Consider the following 12,789-nt stretch of genomic DNA (forward strand, 5'->3'; position numbering starts at 1 on the left):
GAAAGATATGACAGCTTCCGCTTACAAGGATCACCTTGGCCGTCCGATCGTGGCCGTGACCGGCATGGGTATCATCACCTCGCTCGGTCAGGGCCTCAGCGACAACTGGGCAGCGCTTTCGTCAGGCACGTCGGGCATTCACGAGATCAACCGTTTTCCGACCGAGGGATTGTCGACGCGGATCGCCGGCACCGTCGATTTTATCGGCATCCCGGTACCAAATGCCGTCGAGCGCTCCTACGCTTTCGCCCGCGAAACGACGATCGAGGCGCTGGCCAATGCCGGCCTTTCCGGCGATTTCAACGGCCCGCTGTTCCTTGCCGCCCCGCCGATCGAACCGGAATGGAGCGCGCGTTTCGAGCTTGCCGACCGTTCGCCGGCCTCCGAGCATCCCGGTGATGCCTATGAGCGTTTCCTGACGGCGCTGCGTCAGCGCCCGGACCCGGCCTTCCATGAGGCAGCCCTGTTCGGCGCGATTTCCGAGCGCCTTGCCGACCGGTTCGGCACGCGCGGTCTTCCCGTCACGCTGTCGACCGCCTGCGCCTCCGGCGTCACGGCGATCCAACTCGGCATCGAGGCAATCCGCCAGGGCCGGACGACCCGAGCGCTGACGGTTGCAACCGACGGATCGCTGAGCGCCGAAGCGCTGATCCGCTTCTCGCTACTGTCGGCTCTTTCGACCCAGAACGACCCGCCGACCAAGGCCTCCAAGCCGTTCAGCAAGGATCGCGACGGTTTCGTCATCGCCGAAGGTGCAGCGACGCTGGTGCTGGAATCGCTGGAAGCGGCGGTCGCCCGTGGCGCCAAGGTGCTCGGCATCATGAAGGGCGCCGGCGACAAGGCCGACAGCTTTCACCGCACCCGGTCGTCGCCGGATGGCGGCCCGGCAATCGCGACGATCCGCGCGGCGCTTGCCGATGCCGGCATCGACGAGAGCGGCATCGGCTATATCAATGCCCATGGCACTTCGACGCCCGAGAATGACAAGATGGAATATGGGGCGATGTCGGCCGTCTTCGGCGAACGGATCGTCGGCATCCCGGTTTCGTCGAACAAGTCGATGATCGGTCATACGCTGACGGCGGCGGGTGCTGTCGAGGCGGTGTTCTCGCTGCAGACGATGCTGACCGGCACGTTGCCGCCGACGATCAACTATACCAATCCCGATCCGTCGATCGTTCTCGATGTCGTGCCGAACAAGAAGCGGCAAGCACAAGTTTCAGCCGTGCTTTCCAACTCCTTCGGCTTCGGCGGGCAGAATGCCAGCCTTGTCATGGCGCTCGAACCGGCTTAAGCGGTTCCCGACACATTTTTGAGACGAGATGACGCCGTCTAGGCGAGGGATTTTGCCATGCGCGCTTTGCAACTGATCGATGACCGCAAGCTTGAGATCACCGACCTGCCGGAACCGGACGCGCCTGCAGCCGGGGAGGTGACGCTGCGCGTCAAGGCGGTGGCACTCAACCATATCGATCTCTGGGGCTGGCGCGGCATGGCCTTCGCCAAGCGCAAGATGCCGCTGGTCATCGGTGCGGAGGCTTCCGGTGTCGTGGAATCGATCGGCCCGGGTGTCGCCAACGTGCTGCCCGGCCAGCTCGTCTCGATCTACGGCGCGCGCACCTGCGGCCTCTGCAGCCCATGCCGCGAAGGCCGCGACAATCTCTGCGAACATGTCTCCGGCGTGCACGGCTTCCATCTCGACGGCTTTGCGCAGGAGAAGGTCAACCTTCCCGCGCGCCTGCTGGTGCCGGCTCCTCCCGGCGTCGATGCGATCGGTGCAGCGCTTGCTCCCGTCACCTTCGGGACGGTCGAGCACATGCTGTTCGACAATGCCAAGCTCGAACCCGGCGAAACCATTCTCGTCCATGCCGGCGGCTCCGGCATCGGCACGGCGGCGATCCAGCTTGCCAAGAAGATCGGCTGCACCGTCATCACCACGGTCGGCTCGGACGACAAGATCGAAAAGGCCAGGGCGCTCGGCGCCGATCACGTCATCAACTATCGCACCGACCGTTTCGAAGGCGTGGTGCGCAAGCTCACCAAGAAGAAGGGCGTCGACGTCGTCTTCGAACATGTCGGCAAGGACACCTGGGCAGGCTCGATGCTCTGCATGAAGCGCGGTGGGCGCCTCGTCACTTGCGGCTCGACCTCGGGTGTTTCCACAGAGATGAACCTGATGATGCTGTTCCAGCAGCAATTGAAGCTCTTCGGCTCGTTCGGCTGCCGCATGGAGAACATGGCGAATGCGATGCAGAAGATGGGCCGCGGGCTCGTGCATCCCGTCATCGACACCGAGGTCAGCTTCAGCGATATCGACCGGGCGCTCGAGCGGATGGAATCGCGCCAGATCTTCGGCAAGATCATCCTGAAGATGGATTGAGCCCCAAGTGAAGCTGTTCATCACCCGGATCGTCCTGGCGCTCAGGCACTTCCAGCAGTGGCTGGTGGCGCAGGTGATGTTCGGCTTCCTGAATTTCCTGAAGCTGTTTCCGGCCGATGGCGCGATCCGCTTCGCCGACAGGACGATGCGCCGCCTCGGCCGACTGACCAGCCGCCACAGACTGATGCTGACCAATCTGCGCAACGCCTTTCCTGAGAAGAGCGAGGCCGAGATCGAAGAGATCGCGCTGGCAAGCTGGGGCAATATGGGCCGGCTTGCGGCCGAATACGTCTTTCTCGACCAGCTGTTCGACTATGACCCCGAAAAACCGGAGCCGGGCAGAGTGGAGGTGTCGGGCATCCCGATCTTCCTCGATCTGCGTGACAATCCGCGCCCCTTCATCGTCTTTACCGGCCATACCGCCAATTTTGAGCTGCTGCCGGTGGCGGGCGCCGCCTTCGGACTTCATGTGACCGTGCTCTTCCGGCCGCCGAACAATCCCTATATCGCCAAGAAGGTCTTCGATTTCAGGAGCGCGCGCATGGGCAAGCTGGTGCCTTCGCATGCCGGCTCCTCCTTCGCGCTCGCCCGTCAGCTGGAAGCAGGCCAAGGCGTGGGCGTGCTCGTCGATCAGAAATTCCGCAAGGGGCTGAAGGGAATCTTCTTCGGGCGCGAGGTGAAGACCAATCCGCTGCTGCCGAAGCTGGTGCGCCAGTTCGACTGCGAGGTCTATCCGGCGCGTTGCATCCGTCTGCCCGGTAATCGCTATCGGCTGGAAATCGAGCCGCGGCTGGACATGCCGCGCGACGCCAGAGGCACTCTCGACCTGCCGGCGGCCGCCCAGCTGCTCAACGACAAGGTGGAAGGCTGGGTGCGGGAATACCCGGAGCAGTGGCTTTGGTATCACGACCGCTGGCAGATCAAGCAGACGCTCAGCTCCTAGACTTTCGGCATCATGCTGCAGAAACGTCCACCCCCATTTATGAGCGGTGAAAAGCGGCAGGTGCTCTCGGATTGAAACTGAGGGCACTTCATGTTACCCGTCACCACCAAGACGCGAATAATATTTACCGTAGGGCGCATTCTACAGTGCCGCGCGACTTTTGGACGCGCAAAGGACGCTGTAGTACTTTGAATTGCTGTATACTTTATTTTTAAATCGATTCCGATTTAAGGATAGAATTATGCAGTGGAGATGATGCGCCGTGAGGTTTCGGACTCGTCTCTTGGGACAGTGGGATGGGAGGCGTTTTGCTGGAGCTTTTTCGAGCTTTTTCCTTGCGTTGCACGCAGATCGAGGATGCCATACGGGTGGGCGACGATCAGCGCGTCACGGCGCTCGACCGGCATGTCGAACCGCTGGTCGAGGCCATCCTCGCCCATCGGGCGGTCAATCTGCTCGAAGTCTACATGCAACTACAGTTCGTGAGCCACTTGATTAGCCAGGACGCCGACGACAGCGCCAGCGTCACCGAGCACACGACGGTGCTTTCCTATCTGCTCGACCGCTATTTCGGCACACATGGCCCAGACTGGCGCGTGCCTTCGCCGCAGGACGTGCGTATCCAGCCGCCGGCAGCCTATGTGCCGGATACCGACAACGGTCAGTTTCTCAATGCCGCGATCCTCGAAACCCTGCCGGACCGCGTCGCGGTGCTGACACGGGATTACCGCTACCTTTATTCCAATCCAGCCAACTGCGCCGATCTCGACAAGAAGCCGATGGAACTCATCGGACGGCACCTTTCCGAATTCATCGGAGAGGAGCTGTTTGCCGCGTGCGCCAAATACAAGCTCGACGCCTGCTTTGCCGGTGAGCAGGTCGACTATGCCTATGAGTGCCCGGGCGGCGGTGCCGGATCGGGGCAGGTGCGCTGTCGCATGTCGCCGTTGCGCGATGCGGGTGGTACGGTGATCGGCGCGCTGCTCGTCATGGAGGATATCGATCGGCAGCGGCCAGCTGGCTGATCCATCGGCTGCCCACGACCAGCCAGCCGCCTTCAGGCCGTCGCCCAGACGGCGAGTTCATACCCGTCGCGGTCGAGGAAGTGGAAGCGGCGGCCGCCGGGAAAATCGGTGATCGGCCGGACGATCGTGCCGCCGGCCCTCTCGACCGACGTCAGCACGTCTTCGAGATCCCTGGCATAGACGACAACAAGCGGGCCGCCCGGCCGCACGGGTCCGTAATCGGTGAAGCCGCCTTTCAGCCGGCCATCGTCGAATTCGCAGTAGTTCGGGCCGTAGTCGGTGAAACGCCAGCCGAAGGCCGAGCCGTAGAAGGCTTTGGCGGCGGCGATGTCGGCGACGTTGAATTCGACATAATCGATGCGGCGATCGTGGTTTTCTGACTTCTCGGCCATCTATCTCTCCATCAGGGCTTTAAGCATGGCGAGATCCTTCTCGACATGGGCGGCATCGGCTGAAAACTGCGCATCGGTCATGCCGGGCAGGCGCAACAGCGTAAACATGACCTCGCAGCCATCGCCGTTCGGCACGATGCGCAGCGCATTATAGACCCTGAGGCCAGATTCGATCGTCACCGTGTGGTCGATCACGCCGAATTCATTGGTGGGCACGAAGCTCACCTTGACGGTGCCCAGCGCGCCATGGGCAATCCAGTCGGCGCCGTTTGGCACGAGGCCGCTCGCAAGTCCGGAGGCCCAGAGCGGCATGTTCTCCGGCTTGCCGGCGAAATCATAGACGTCGCGCCAGTCGCGCTCGATCGATTGGTGGATGATTTTCGCAGGCATCGTCGACATGGCTTGCAGGTCCTTGGCATTTGGTCTGGCTGTAATAACAGGCCGATCCGCGGCGTCTTGAACAAAACGGTCAGCTTGGCCTTTTCGAGATGCTGAGCTGGCCGAGAACGACGGCGGGTGTCAGGCTAGAGAACTCGCCGACCTCGCGCGTCATGTGGGCCTGATCGGCAAAGCCCGCTTCGAGTGCGAGGCTGGCAAGCGGCATCGTGTCCGAGCTGCGGCAGAAGTCGAGGAAACGCTGGAATCGGCGGATCCGTTCCAGCGTCTTCGCGCCATAGCCGAAATGATGGTGGCAGCGGCGGCGTAACTGCCTTTCGCTCATGCCAAGCCGGCCAAACAGACCGGATGCCGGGCGACCGCTGTCGGCGGCGGTGAAGATAATGGCGGCATCCCGGGCAGGTTCGTCCTCATCGCGGATGGCCTCTTCCAGCAAGCGGCCAAACAGCGCCATGGCGACCGAAGGATCGCGACATTCGCCAAGCCGCGCCTCGAATTCGGCCGCGTCCTTCCGGCCGATGTCAGCAAGAGGCACCGAGCAGCCGACAAGCGCCGAAAGCGGCGTCTTCAACCACGGTGCCGCGGCGCCCGGCGCAAAACGTGCGCCGATGACCGTCGCGCCAGGCCGGAGGACGGGAAAGGCCGCTGTCCTGTCGGGACCGGCGACAACCAGCCGGCCATCGATCCAAAGGAGATCGCAATAACCGTCCGGCACGATCGCCACCATTGCCGGTGGTCCGTCATGGAACGCATGCGACCAGAGCCGGCTGAAATGGCGCCGCAGCGGCGGCGGTGGCGCACATTCGCGGTAGCGGCCGGCGCGGGCCGCGAGCAGAGCCGTATCTTTTCGTTTTTCCGAGACCAACGCGATATCTCCCGAAATGTGGATGATACCATCAGATAGGGCATCAAGGGCAGGGCGCGAGAAAACTTGGTTGCCGATGAGCCGGCGCAAGCGGTTGTCGGACAAGCCGGGATATTGCAAGCTTCATTTCATTGGCTTTTGCGAACCGATTAGACCCTTGCGAGACTTGCCGTTTGACCGAGACAGTGCCACAACACCGGTCCAAATGACACATCGGAGGTTTGTCGTGGAAAAGGCAGAAATTGGACTGATCGGTCTTGCGGTCATGGGCTCCAACCTGGCGCTCAACATCGCCGAGAAAGGCAATAAAATTGCGGTCTTCAACCGTACGCCTGAGAAAACCGACGAATTCTACGAAAGCGCCGGCGATCTGAAAAAACAGATCATTCCGTGCAAGACCATCGAAGAGTTCGTCGATGCGATCAGGCCGCCGCGCCCGATCATCATCATGATCAAGGCGGGCGATCCCGTCGACCAACAGATGGAGTTGCTGCGCCCGCATCTGTCCAAGGGCGACATCATGATCGATGCCGGCAACGCCAATTTCCGCGACACCGTCGCCCGCTTCGACCGCTTGAAGAATACCGATCTGACCTTCATCGGCATGGGTGTTTCCGGCGGCGAGGAAGGTGCGCGCCACGGCCCGTCGATCATGGTCGGCGGCACGGAGGAATCCTGGACGCGCGTCGAGAAGGTGCTGACCTCGATCGCCGCCCGCTACAATGACGAGCCCTGTGTCGCCTGGCTCGGCAATGACGGCGCCGGCCATTTCGTCAAGACCATCCATAACGGTATCGAATACGCCGATATGCAGATGATCGCCGAAATCTACGGCATCCTGCGCGACGGCCTCGGCAAGACTGCCTCCGACATCTCCGGCATCTTCGGCGAGTGGAACAAGGGCCGCCTGAACTCCTACCTGATCGAGATTTCCGAGAAGGTGCTTGCCGCCACCGATCCGGTTTCCGGCGGGCCGATGGTCGACATGATCCTCGACAAGGCTGGTCAGAAGGGCACCGGCAAGTGGTCGGCGATCGAGGCGCAGAACATGGGCATTCCGGCGACGGCGATCGAAGCCGCAGTCGCTGCCCGCAGCCTCTCCTCGATGAAGTCGCAGCGCGAAGCCGCCGAAAAGATCTTCGGCAAGCAGGCGGTATCCTTCCCGATCGCTTACGGCCCCGAGCTCAACAAGGATCTGGAGCTGGCGCTGTTTGCCGCCAAGATCGGCGCCTATGCGCAGGGCTTCGCGGTAATGGCGGAAGCGTCGCGCGAGTTCAACTGGTCGCTGCCGATGCCGACGATTGCCAGGATCTGGCGCGCCGGCTGCATCATCCGCTCGCAGTTCCTCGATGAGATCACCTCGGCCTTCACCAAGGCGCCCGACGCAGCAAACCTGATCGTCACGCCGGCCTTCTCCGACATGGTCAAGGAATCGATCCCGGCGCTGCGCCGTGTCGTCACAGCTGCCATTTCGGCAGGCCTGCCGGTGCCGGCGCTGTCCTCGGCACTCACCTATTTCGACGCCTATCGCCAGGGCAGGGGAACCGCCAACCTCATCCAGGCCCAGCGCGATTTCTTCGGCGCCCACGGCTTCGACCGCCTGGATGGCAAGGATTTCCACCACGGCCCCTGGGGCAGCGGTGCCTCGACTTTCTAAGGTTTGCTGAGACGACATCAACGAAGAGCCCGGCCGTCGCGCCGGGCTTTTTCGTGGTTTGAGCCGCTCCGGCGGCGAGCCGTCCGAAAGAGGCCGACGGCGGTGCTGAACCCGGAAGGGCAGGTCTTGGCGCAACTGCCGCTGGACGAACCCGGCTTGCTGGCCTTCGACTTTCCTTGCATAGAATCTGCGAGCGATCAGGATGAGGAATTGACCGAGATGCTTATCCGATATGAAACGCTGGCGGATATCGGTGCGATCCACGATCTGACATCGATTGCCTTTAAGTCGACGCCTTACAGCGACGGCACGGAGGCGGAGATTGTTCGGAGGCTTCGCGCGGCAGGCGATCTGACGATATCGCTGGTTGCTGAAGAAGAAGGCGAGATTCTGGGGCATGTCGCGTTTTCGCCGGTGACAATCGACGGTGGGCATGCGGGATGGTTCGGACTGGGCCTGATATCGGTCAAGCCGGAGAGACAGCGGCAGGGCATCGGCAAGGCGCTGATCGCCAGAGGACTGGAATTGCTGGAGGAGATGGCCGCCAGCGGGTGCGCGCTGATCGGCAATCCCGACATCTATAGCCGCGCCGGATTCAGCAGCGACGGGCAACTACGCTATCTCGATGTCGATAGGCGGCTGGTGCAGTGGATTGTCCTTCGCGGGCCGGCGCCGTGCGGGACGCTTCAATTTTCTGCGGCGTTTGAAGGCTAGCGGCTCCGCTCCAACTTCCAGCAGACGGCGACAACATGTCTAAACGGGCGTGATGATCATCCAGACCGAGCGTCTTAGGCTCCGCATGCCCGACAGGGACGATTTCGCCGCCTGTGCGCGGCTGATGGCCTCGCCGCGATCGGTTGGAATGGGCGGGCCGTTTGATCTGCGCGCGGCCTGGGGAATGTTCTGTCACGACGTGGCGCTCTGGCAGCTTTTCGGGCACGGGGCGCTGATGATCGACGTTGCCGAGCCCGGCGAATGCGTCGGGCAGGTCGGGATCAATCATGGGCCGCTCTTTCCGGAAAGGGAACTGGGATGGTTCGTCTATGAGGGCTATGAGGGCAGAGGCTATGCGACCGAAGCGGCCTGGCGTTACGGGACTGGGCCTTTGCAAGCCTGGGTCTGCCGTCGCTCGTCAGCTATATCGCTCCCGGCAATGCCGCTTCGATTGCCGTTACGGAGCGGCTGGGCGGGCGTCTCGATCTGACGGCACCCCGGACTGATCCCGCGGACCTCGTTTATCGTCATCTCGCGTCCTGAGAAAATGGTCATAGGAACGGCGCTTGCCGGCAGACGTCTCCGTTCTTACATGTTGATCGGTTAGCAAGCGGTGCCGCAAGACAATGGGGATGCCTGATGACGGAGACGAAGCGGGAGCACTGGGACGAGGTCTACCGCACCAAAGCTGCCGACAGCGTCAGCTGGTATCAGCCGACGCCCGAGCCTTCCTTGCGGGCGCTTGACGAGTTGCGGTTGCCGGTTTCGGCCTCGCTGATCGATGTGGGCGGCGGTGCATCGAGCCTTGTCGACCGGCTTGTCGAGCGCGGATGGTCCGATCTCACCGTTCTCGATATCGCCGCGCCGGCGCTCGACCTCGCCAAGGCACGGCTGGGGGACGAGACCGCCCGCGTCGCCTGGGTGATTGATGATGTCACCGCATGGAGACCGGAGCGCCAGTACGACGTGTGGCACGACCGCGCCGTCTTTCACTTCCTCACCGAGCCCGAGCAGCGGCTGGCTTATCGCCACGCGCTCGAAATCGGCACGGCGTCGGGCAGCGCCGTGATCATCGCCACCTTCGCACCGGACGGGCCGGAACGGTGCAGTGGTTTGCCGGTCCAACGTTACGACGCGGCCGCGCTTGCGGGTGAATTCTCGTCTGCCTTCGCGCCTCAGCGCGACTGGCGCGAGGAGCACACGACACCCGGCGGCCGCTGGCAGTCGTTCCAGTGGTGCGTCTTTCGCAGGCGCTGAGCTCTGACTGGCCTATAGCTGGCGTCCGGCGCTGTGTCAGGCAGCCCGACCGGCGCGCGCCAGGCCGTGATCGATGAGCCTCTCGATGATCTCGGCGTAGCCGACGCCGCTTGCCGCCATCGCCTTGGAATACATGCTGATATTGGTAAAGCCGGGGATGGTGTTGATCTCATTGACGAGGAACTGCATGTCGTCCGTCAGGAAAAAGTCGACGCGGGCCATGCCGTCGCAGCCGACCGCCCGGAAGGCCCTTGCGGCCATGTCGCGCATGGCAGCCTCGACATCCTCAGGCAGTTCGGCCGGGACTTTCAGCGCCGCGCCCTTCTCGTCGATATATTTGGCTTCGTAGCTGTAGAAGCCGTGGCTTTCGGCCGGCACGATCTCGCCCGGCCGGGAGACGAAGAGTTCGCCTGCCGCATCCTCCAGCACGCTGAATTCGATCTCGCGGCCGGCAACGAACTCCTCGGCGAGCAGTATCCGATCGTGGCGGAAGGCCTCGGCAAGAGCGCCCGCGAATTCTTGGCTGGCATGAACCTTGGCGACGCCGACCGACGATCCCTGCCGCGCCGGCTTGATGAACAGCGGCAGGCCCAATTCGCCTTCGAGCGCGGCAAGCGATGGAGCCGCGTCCTCCCGGATCGCCACCGCGCGCGCCACCGGCAGACCCGCCGCCTTCAGCAGACGCTTGGCGATGTCCTTGTCTAGCGCTGCGGCCGAGCCGAGGATGCCGCAGCCGGCGAGTGGAACGCGCGCCACCTCCGCCAGACCCTGCACCGATCCGTCTTCGCCATGCAGGCCGTGCAGCACGGGAAACAGGATGTCGATCCCCGGCAATTCATGCGGCGCCCCATGGGCCGGGATTGCCAGCATCCGGCCCTTTCCGCCCGGAACGAGGCAGATTTCGACGCCTGATGACGGTGTCGCTAGTATGCCGCCCTCGAAATTGCTCATCAGCCATTGTCCCTCCCGGGTGATGAAAACGGGGATGGCGTCATATTTTTCGGGCTTGAGCGCGCCCATGACGTTGGTTGCCGAAAGGATGGAAACCTCATGCTCGGCCGAGCGGCCGCCGAAGAGCACGGCGATGCGCAGCCTGTTTGGGGAAGGGGTCATGCAAGCCTCCGAAGCGATCTGGTGTTGAAAAGGTCAGGCGTCGACAGATATGCCGCGATTGGCGAAGAAGCAGTCGAAGAGGGCGAGCGGCAGCGTCACATCGGCCTGGCTCGCCTCGTCATGGCCGGACGGGTTGTGGAAGCGGATCGTCTCGTCGCTTGCTGACGTCACCAGCACCAGATGGCCGCCCTTCGATGGTGGCTGACGCTCCGGCCAGCGGATGCCCGAATGCACCGAGGCGATGAAGAAGCGCCGTTTCGATAGAAGCTCCGGAATGGCCGGTGTCTCGACGCCTGTCATCGTCTCCGCACTCAGCGCGAATCGGTCAGCGGCGAAGCGGACGAAGGGTGCGTAGATCAGCCCCTTGATCGAGGCATCGATCTCGTTGACGACATAACCGCCATAGGCCGTGCAGGCGCGGGCAAGCTCGAGGGTCGGATGGATCTCGCCGCGGGCGGCAAGCATCATCTTCAGGCAGGCCATGCCGCAGACATTGACCGCCCAGCGCGCATATTCCTCGATCGTGCCGGCGCCCGAACGGCGCCAGAGCGGATCACGCAACAGGGCCTGCGATCCCTCAGCAAGCACCGGCAGCGTCATGCCAGGTGTTTCCCATTGGCTGAAATAGGGCACGCCGCTCGGCTGCATTCTGTCGATCTCCCTGACACGCTGGTGAGATGGCGGGCAATCTTGGCTTTTTTCGAGGCGATGCCGCGCTTGCGATCAGCGCGGTGAAGTCCGTGGGAGAGCTGAGATCATTGCGCGGCTGGAACCGATTTGGACCGCCGAAGATGAGTTTTCCGGCGTCAGCCGGGAAGTCCGACGGGTCGCGCTTCTCAATCCGTGCTATTTCCCGCTTTCCGGCCAGATCGGCTGGCTGATGCTCTGCAGCAGTTCCGGTTCGACGCCGTCGATGCGGGCGATGACGGCTTTGGCCATTTCGCGGCCAGCCTGGCGCACGTCTTCCTGTACAGTGATGATCTCGGGGCGGATCCAGTTCAGGATCGGCACCGATTGCTTCGACACCATGTCGAGATCGCGGCCGAGCGCCTTGCCGGCAGCCTCGATGCCGGCATTGACGGCAATCGCCGCGCTGCCGGCCGAACAGACGATGCCGTCAGGGGCGTTTTCCGAGCGCATCATCACTTCGACGACGTCGCGGATATCGGCAAGCGGCGCATCGCTGTTGATACGCAGCGGCACTTCCTCGGCGCCGTAATCGTGCAGGCCGGTCTGGAAGCCGATGCGGATGTGGGCGTAATAGGTGAGCTTGCTTGGCGGCTGCAACAGGGCGATGCGGCGTCGGCCGCGCTTGACGAGCCGTTCCACCGCCTGGTGGGCGAAGGCTTCGTTGTTGAAATCGTGGAAGGGGTGGGTGAGACCCGCATCGGTGCGCCCATGCGTGGCGAAGGGCATGCCGCGCTCGGTCAGCAGACGCACGCGCGGATCGTCCGGCTCGATGCGCGAGATGATGACGCCGTCGGCCGAACCGGTATCGAGGATGTAGCGCACCGGCAGCATCGGATCCTTGCTGTGGGAATGCGGCGTGACAACGATATGATAGGGTGTGCCGGACAGGACCTCGGAAATGCCGAAGACCATCTGGCTCGAAAAGCCCATGATCTCTTCATCAATGCTGAGGACGAGGGCGATGACGTTGGTCTTGCCAGTGCGCAGGCGCACACCGGCCCTGTTCGGCTGGTAGCCGAGTTGGCGGGCGACCATGCGCACCCGCTCCTTGGTCTCCGCTCCGATGTCAGGCGCATCCTTCAGGGCGCGCGATACCGTCGTCACGCCGAGACCGGTCATGAAGGCGATCGTCTTCAACGTCGGGCGCTCGCGCGCCGTCGGCGTCGATACCGCTTGCCCGAAATTTCCCTTGTTTTCCATCCCTGTAGGCCTGCCTCGCGCGAATTGGTGTCGCTTATAGAGGCTTTTTCAAGCGCCGTAAGCCCGCCGCCTGCCAAAATCGCGCCTCGCTAAGGAATGCAATCTGTAACGATACAGTAGAAATGTCGAGGGCTTTTTCTTGTGTGCTTTGCAGCAT

13 protein-coding genes and 1 pseudogene are annotated in these 12,789 nt (G+C 62.8%); 8 read left to right on the forward strand and 6 right to left on the reverse strand.

The features are described from left to right. Nucleotides 1–7 precede the first annotated feature (7 nt). The 4 genes from HJB82_RS22940 (at nt 8) to HJB82_RS22955 (ending at nt 4,348) form a co-directional block, all read left to right on the forward strand. Entirely contained in the window at nt 8–1,294 is a 1,287-nt protein-coding gene (locus HJB82_RS22940) for a beta-ketoacyl-ACP synthase (protein ID WP_207580790.1), read from the forward strand. A 57-nt stretch (nt 1,295–1,351) separates the two neighbouring features. Further along, nucleotides 1,352–2,380 carry a zinc-binding dehydrogenase gene (locus tag HJB82_RS22945; RefSeq protein WP_207580789.1) on the forward strand — a complete coding sequence of 343 codons (1,029 nt, stop codon included), beginning with the start codon at nt 1,352–1,354 and terminating at the stop codon, nt 2,378–2,380. A gap of 7 nt (nt 2,381–2,387) precedes the next feature. Further along, nucleotides 2,388–3,323: a lipid A biosynthesis lauroyl acyltransferase gene (locus HJB82_RS22950; protein WP_221141551.1), complete on the forward strand. Its 936-nt coding sequence runs from the start codon at nt 2,388–2,390 to the stop codon at nt 3,321–3,323. A 308-nt stretch (nt 3,324–3,631) separates the two neighbouring features. Continuing rightward, nucleotides 3,632–4,348, forward strand: a complete 717-nt coding sequence (locus HJB82_RS22955; protein WP_221141566.1) for a PAS domain-containing protein — start codon at nt 3,632–3,634, stop codon at nt 4,346–4,348. A 32-nt stretch (nt 4,349–4,380) separates the two neighbouring features. On the opposite strand, the gene HJB82_RS22960 is transcribed toward HJB82_RS22955, so the two are convergent. The 3 genes from HJB82_RS22960 to HJB82_RS22970 all read right to left on the reverse strand — a co-directional run bounded on the left by HJB82_RS22960 (nt 4,381) and on the right by HJB82_RS22970 (nt 6,001). Beyond that, nucleotides 4,381–4,740 (reverse strand): VOC family protein, encoded by a 360-nt coding sequence (locus HJB82_RS22960; protein ID WP_207580787.1) that lies wholly within the window; start codon nt 4,738–4,740, stop codon nt 4,381–4,383. Then, a complete protein-coding gene (locus HJB82_RS22965) occupies nt 4,741–5,139 on the reverse strand; it encodes an SRPBCC family protein (protein ID WP_164012302.1) in 399 nt (132 codons plus the stop codon). 70 nt (nt 5,140–5,209) lie between these two features. Next, nucleotides 5,210–6,001 (reverse strand): helix-turn-helix domain-containing protein, encoded by a 792-nt coding sequence (locus HJB82_RS22970; protein ID WP_207580786.1) that lies wholly within the window; start codon nt 5,999–6,001, stop codon nt 5,210–5,212. Between the two features lie 205 nt (nt 6,002–6,206). Between HJB82_RS22970 and gndA the strand changes: the two genes are divergently transcribed. The 4 genes and pseudogenes from gndA (at nt 6,207) to HJB82_RS22990 (ending at nt 9,629) form a co-directional block, all read left to right on the forward strand. Further along, entirely contained in the window at nt 6,207–7,658 is a 1,452-nt protein-coding gene (gene gndA / locus HJB82_RS22975) for an NADP-dependent phosphogluconate dehydrogenase (protein ID WP_207580785.1), read from the forward strand. Nucleotides 7,659–7,877: 219 nt separating this feature from the next. Continuing rightward, nucleotides 7,878–8,372: a GNAT family N-acetyltransferase gene (locus tag HJB82_RS22980; protein ID WP_221141568.1), complete on the forward strand. Its 495-nt coding sequence runs from the start codon at nt 7,878–7,880 to the stop codon at nt 8,370–8,372. A 52-nt stretch (nt 8,373–8,424) separates the two neighbouring features. After that, a pseudogene (locus tag HJB82_RS22985) lies at nt 8,425–8,915 on the forward strand (GNAT family N-acetyltransferase). 96 nt (nt 8,916–9,011) lie between these two features. Next, a complete protein-coding gene (locus HJB82_RS22990) occupies nt 9,012–9,629 on the forward strand; it encodes a class I SAM-dependent methyltransferase (protein ID WP_207580783.1) in 618 nt (205 codons plus the stop codon). A 36-nt stretch (nt 9,630–9,665) separates the two neighbouring features. Here the strand turns inward: HJB82_RS22990 and HJB82_RS22995 are convergent, their stop codons facing one another. The 3 genes from HJB82_RS22995 to HJB82_RS23005 form a co-directional block, all read right to left on the reverse strand. After that, entirely contained in the window at nt 9,666–10,742 is a 1,077-nt protein-coding gene (locus HJB82_RS22995; RefSeq protein ID WP_221117163.1) for a D-alanine--D-alanine ligase family protein, read from the reverse strand. 33 nt (nt 10,743–10,775) lie between these two features. Continuing rightward, nucleotides 10,776–11,390, reverse strand: coding sequence for a C39 family peptidase (locus tag HJB82_RS23000; RefSeq protein WP_207580781.1), 615 nt, complete (start codon nt 11,388–11,390; stop codon nt 10,776–10,778). Between the two features lie 198 nt (nt 11,391–11,588). Continuing rightward, nucleotides 11,589–12,632: a LacI family transcriptional regulator gene (locus HJB82_RS23005; protein WP_207580780.1), complete on the reverse strand. Its 1,044-nt coding sequence runs from the start codon at nt 12,630–12,632 to the stop codon at nt 11,589–11,591. Between the last annotated feature and the right edge of the window lie 157 nt (nt 12,633–12,789).

It is taken from the genome of Rhizobium sp. NZLR10 (genome assembly GCF_019685125.1).
Lineage (GTDB): Bacteria > Pseudomonadota > Alphaproteobacteria > Rhizobiales > Rhizobiaceae > Rhizobium.

Coding starts and splice junctions, on each gene's coding strand:
- HJB82_RS22960 (WP_207580787.1), bottom strand. CDS start 4,740: ATGGCCGAGAAGTCAGAAAACCACGATCGCCGCATCGATTATGTCGAA.
- HJB82_RS22980 (WP_221141568.1), top strand. CDS start 7,878: ATGCTTATCCGATATGAAACGCTGGCGGATATCGGTGCGATCCACGAT.
- HJB82_RS22990 (WP_207580783.1), top strand. CDS start 9,012: ATGACGGAGACGAAGCGGGAGCACTGGGACGAGGTCTACCGCACCAAA.
- gndA (WP_207580785.1), top strand. CDS start 6,207: ATGACACATCGGAGGTTTGTCGTGGAAAAGGCAGAAATTGGACTGATC.
- HJB82_RS22940 (WP_207580790.1), top strand. CDS start 8: ATGACAGCTTCCGCTTACAAGGATCACCTTGGCCGTCCGATCGTGGCC.
- HJB82_RS23000 (WP_207580781.1), bottom strand. CDS start 11,390: ATGCAGCCGAGCGGCGTGCCCTATTTCAGCCAATGGGAAACACCTGGC.
- HJB82_RS23005 (WP_207580780.1), bottom strand. CDS start 12,632: ATGGAAAACAAGGGAAATTTCGGGCAAGCGGTATCGACGCCGACGGCG.
- HJB82_RS22965 (WP_164012302.1), bottom strand. CDS start 5,139: ATGTCGACGATGCCTGCGAAAATCATCCACCAATCGATCGAGCGCGAC.
- HJB82_RS22995 (WP_221117163.1), bottom strand. CDS start 10,742: ATGACCCCTTCCCCAAACAGGCTGCGCATCGCCGTGCTCTTCGGCGGC.
- HJB82_RS22945 (WP_207580789.1), top strand. CDS start 1,352: ATGCGCGCTTTGCAACTGATCGATGACCGCAAGCTTGAGATCACCGAC.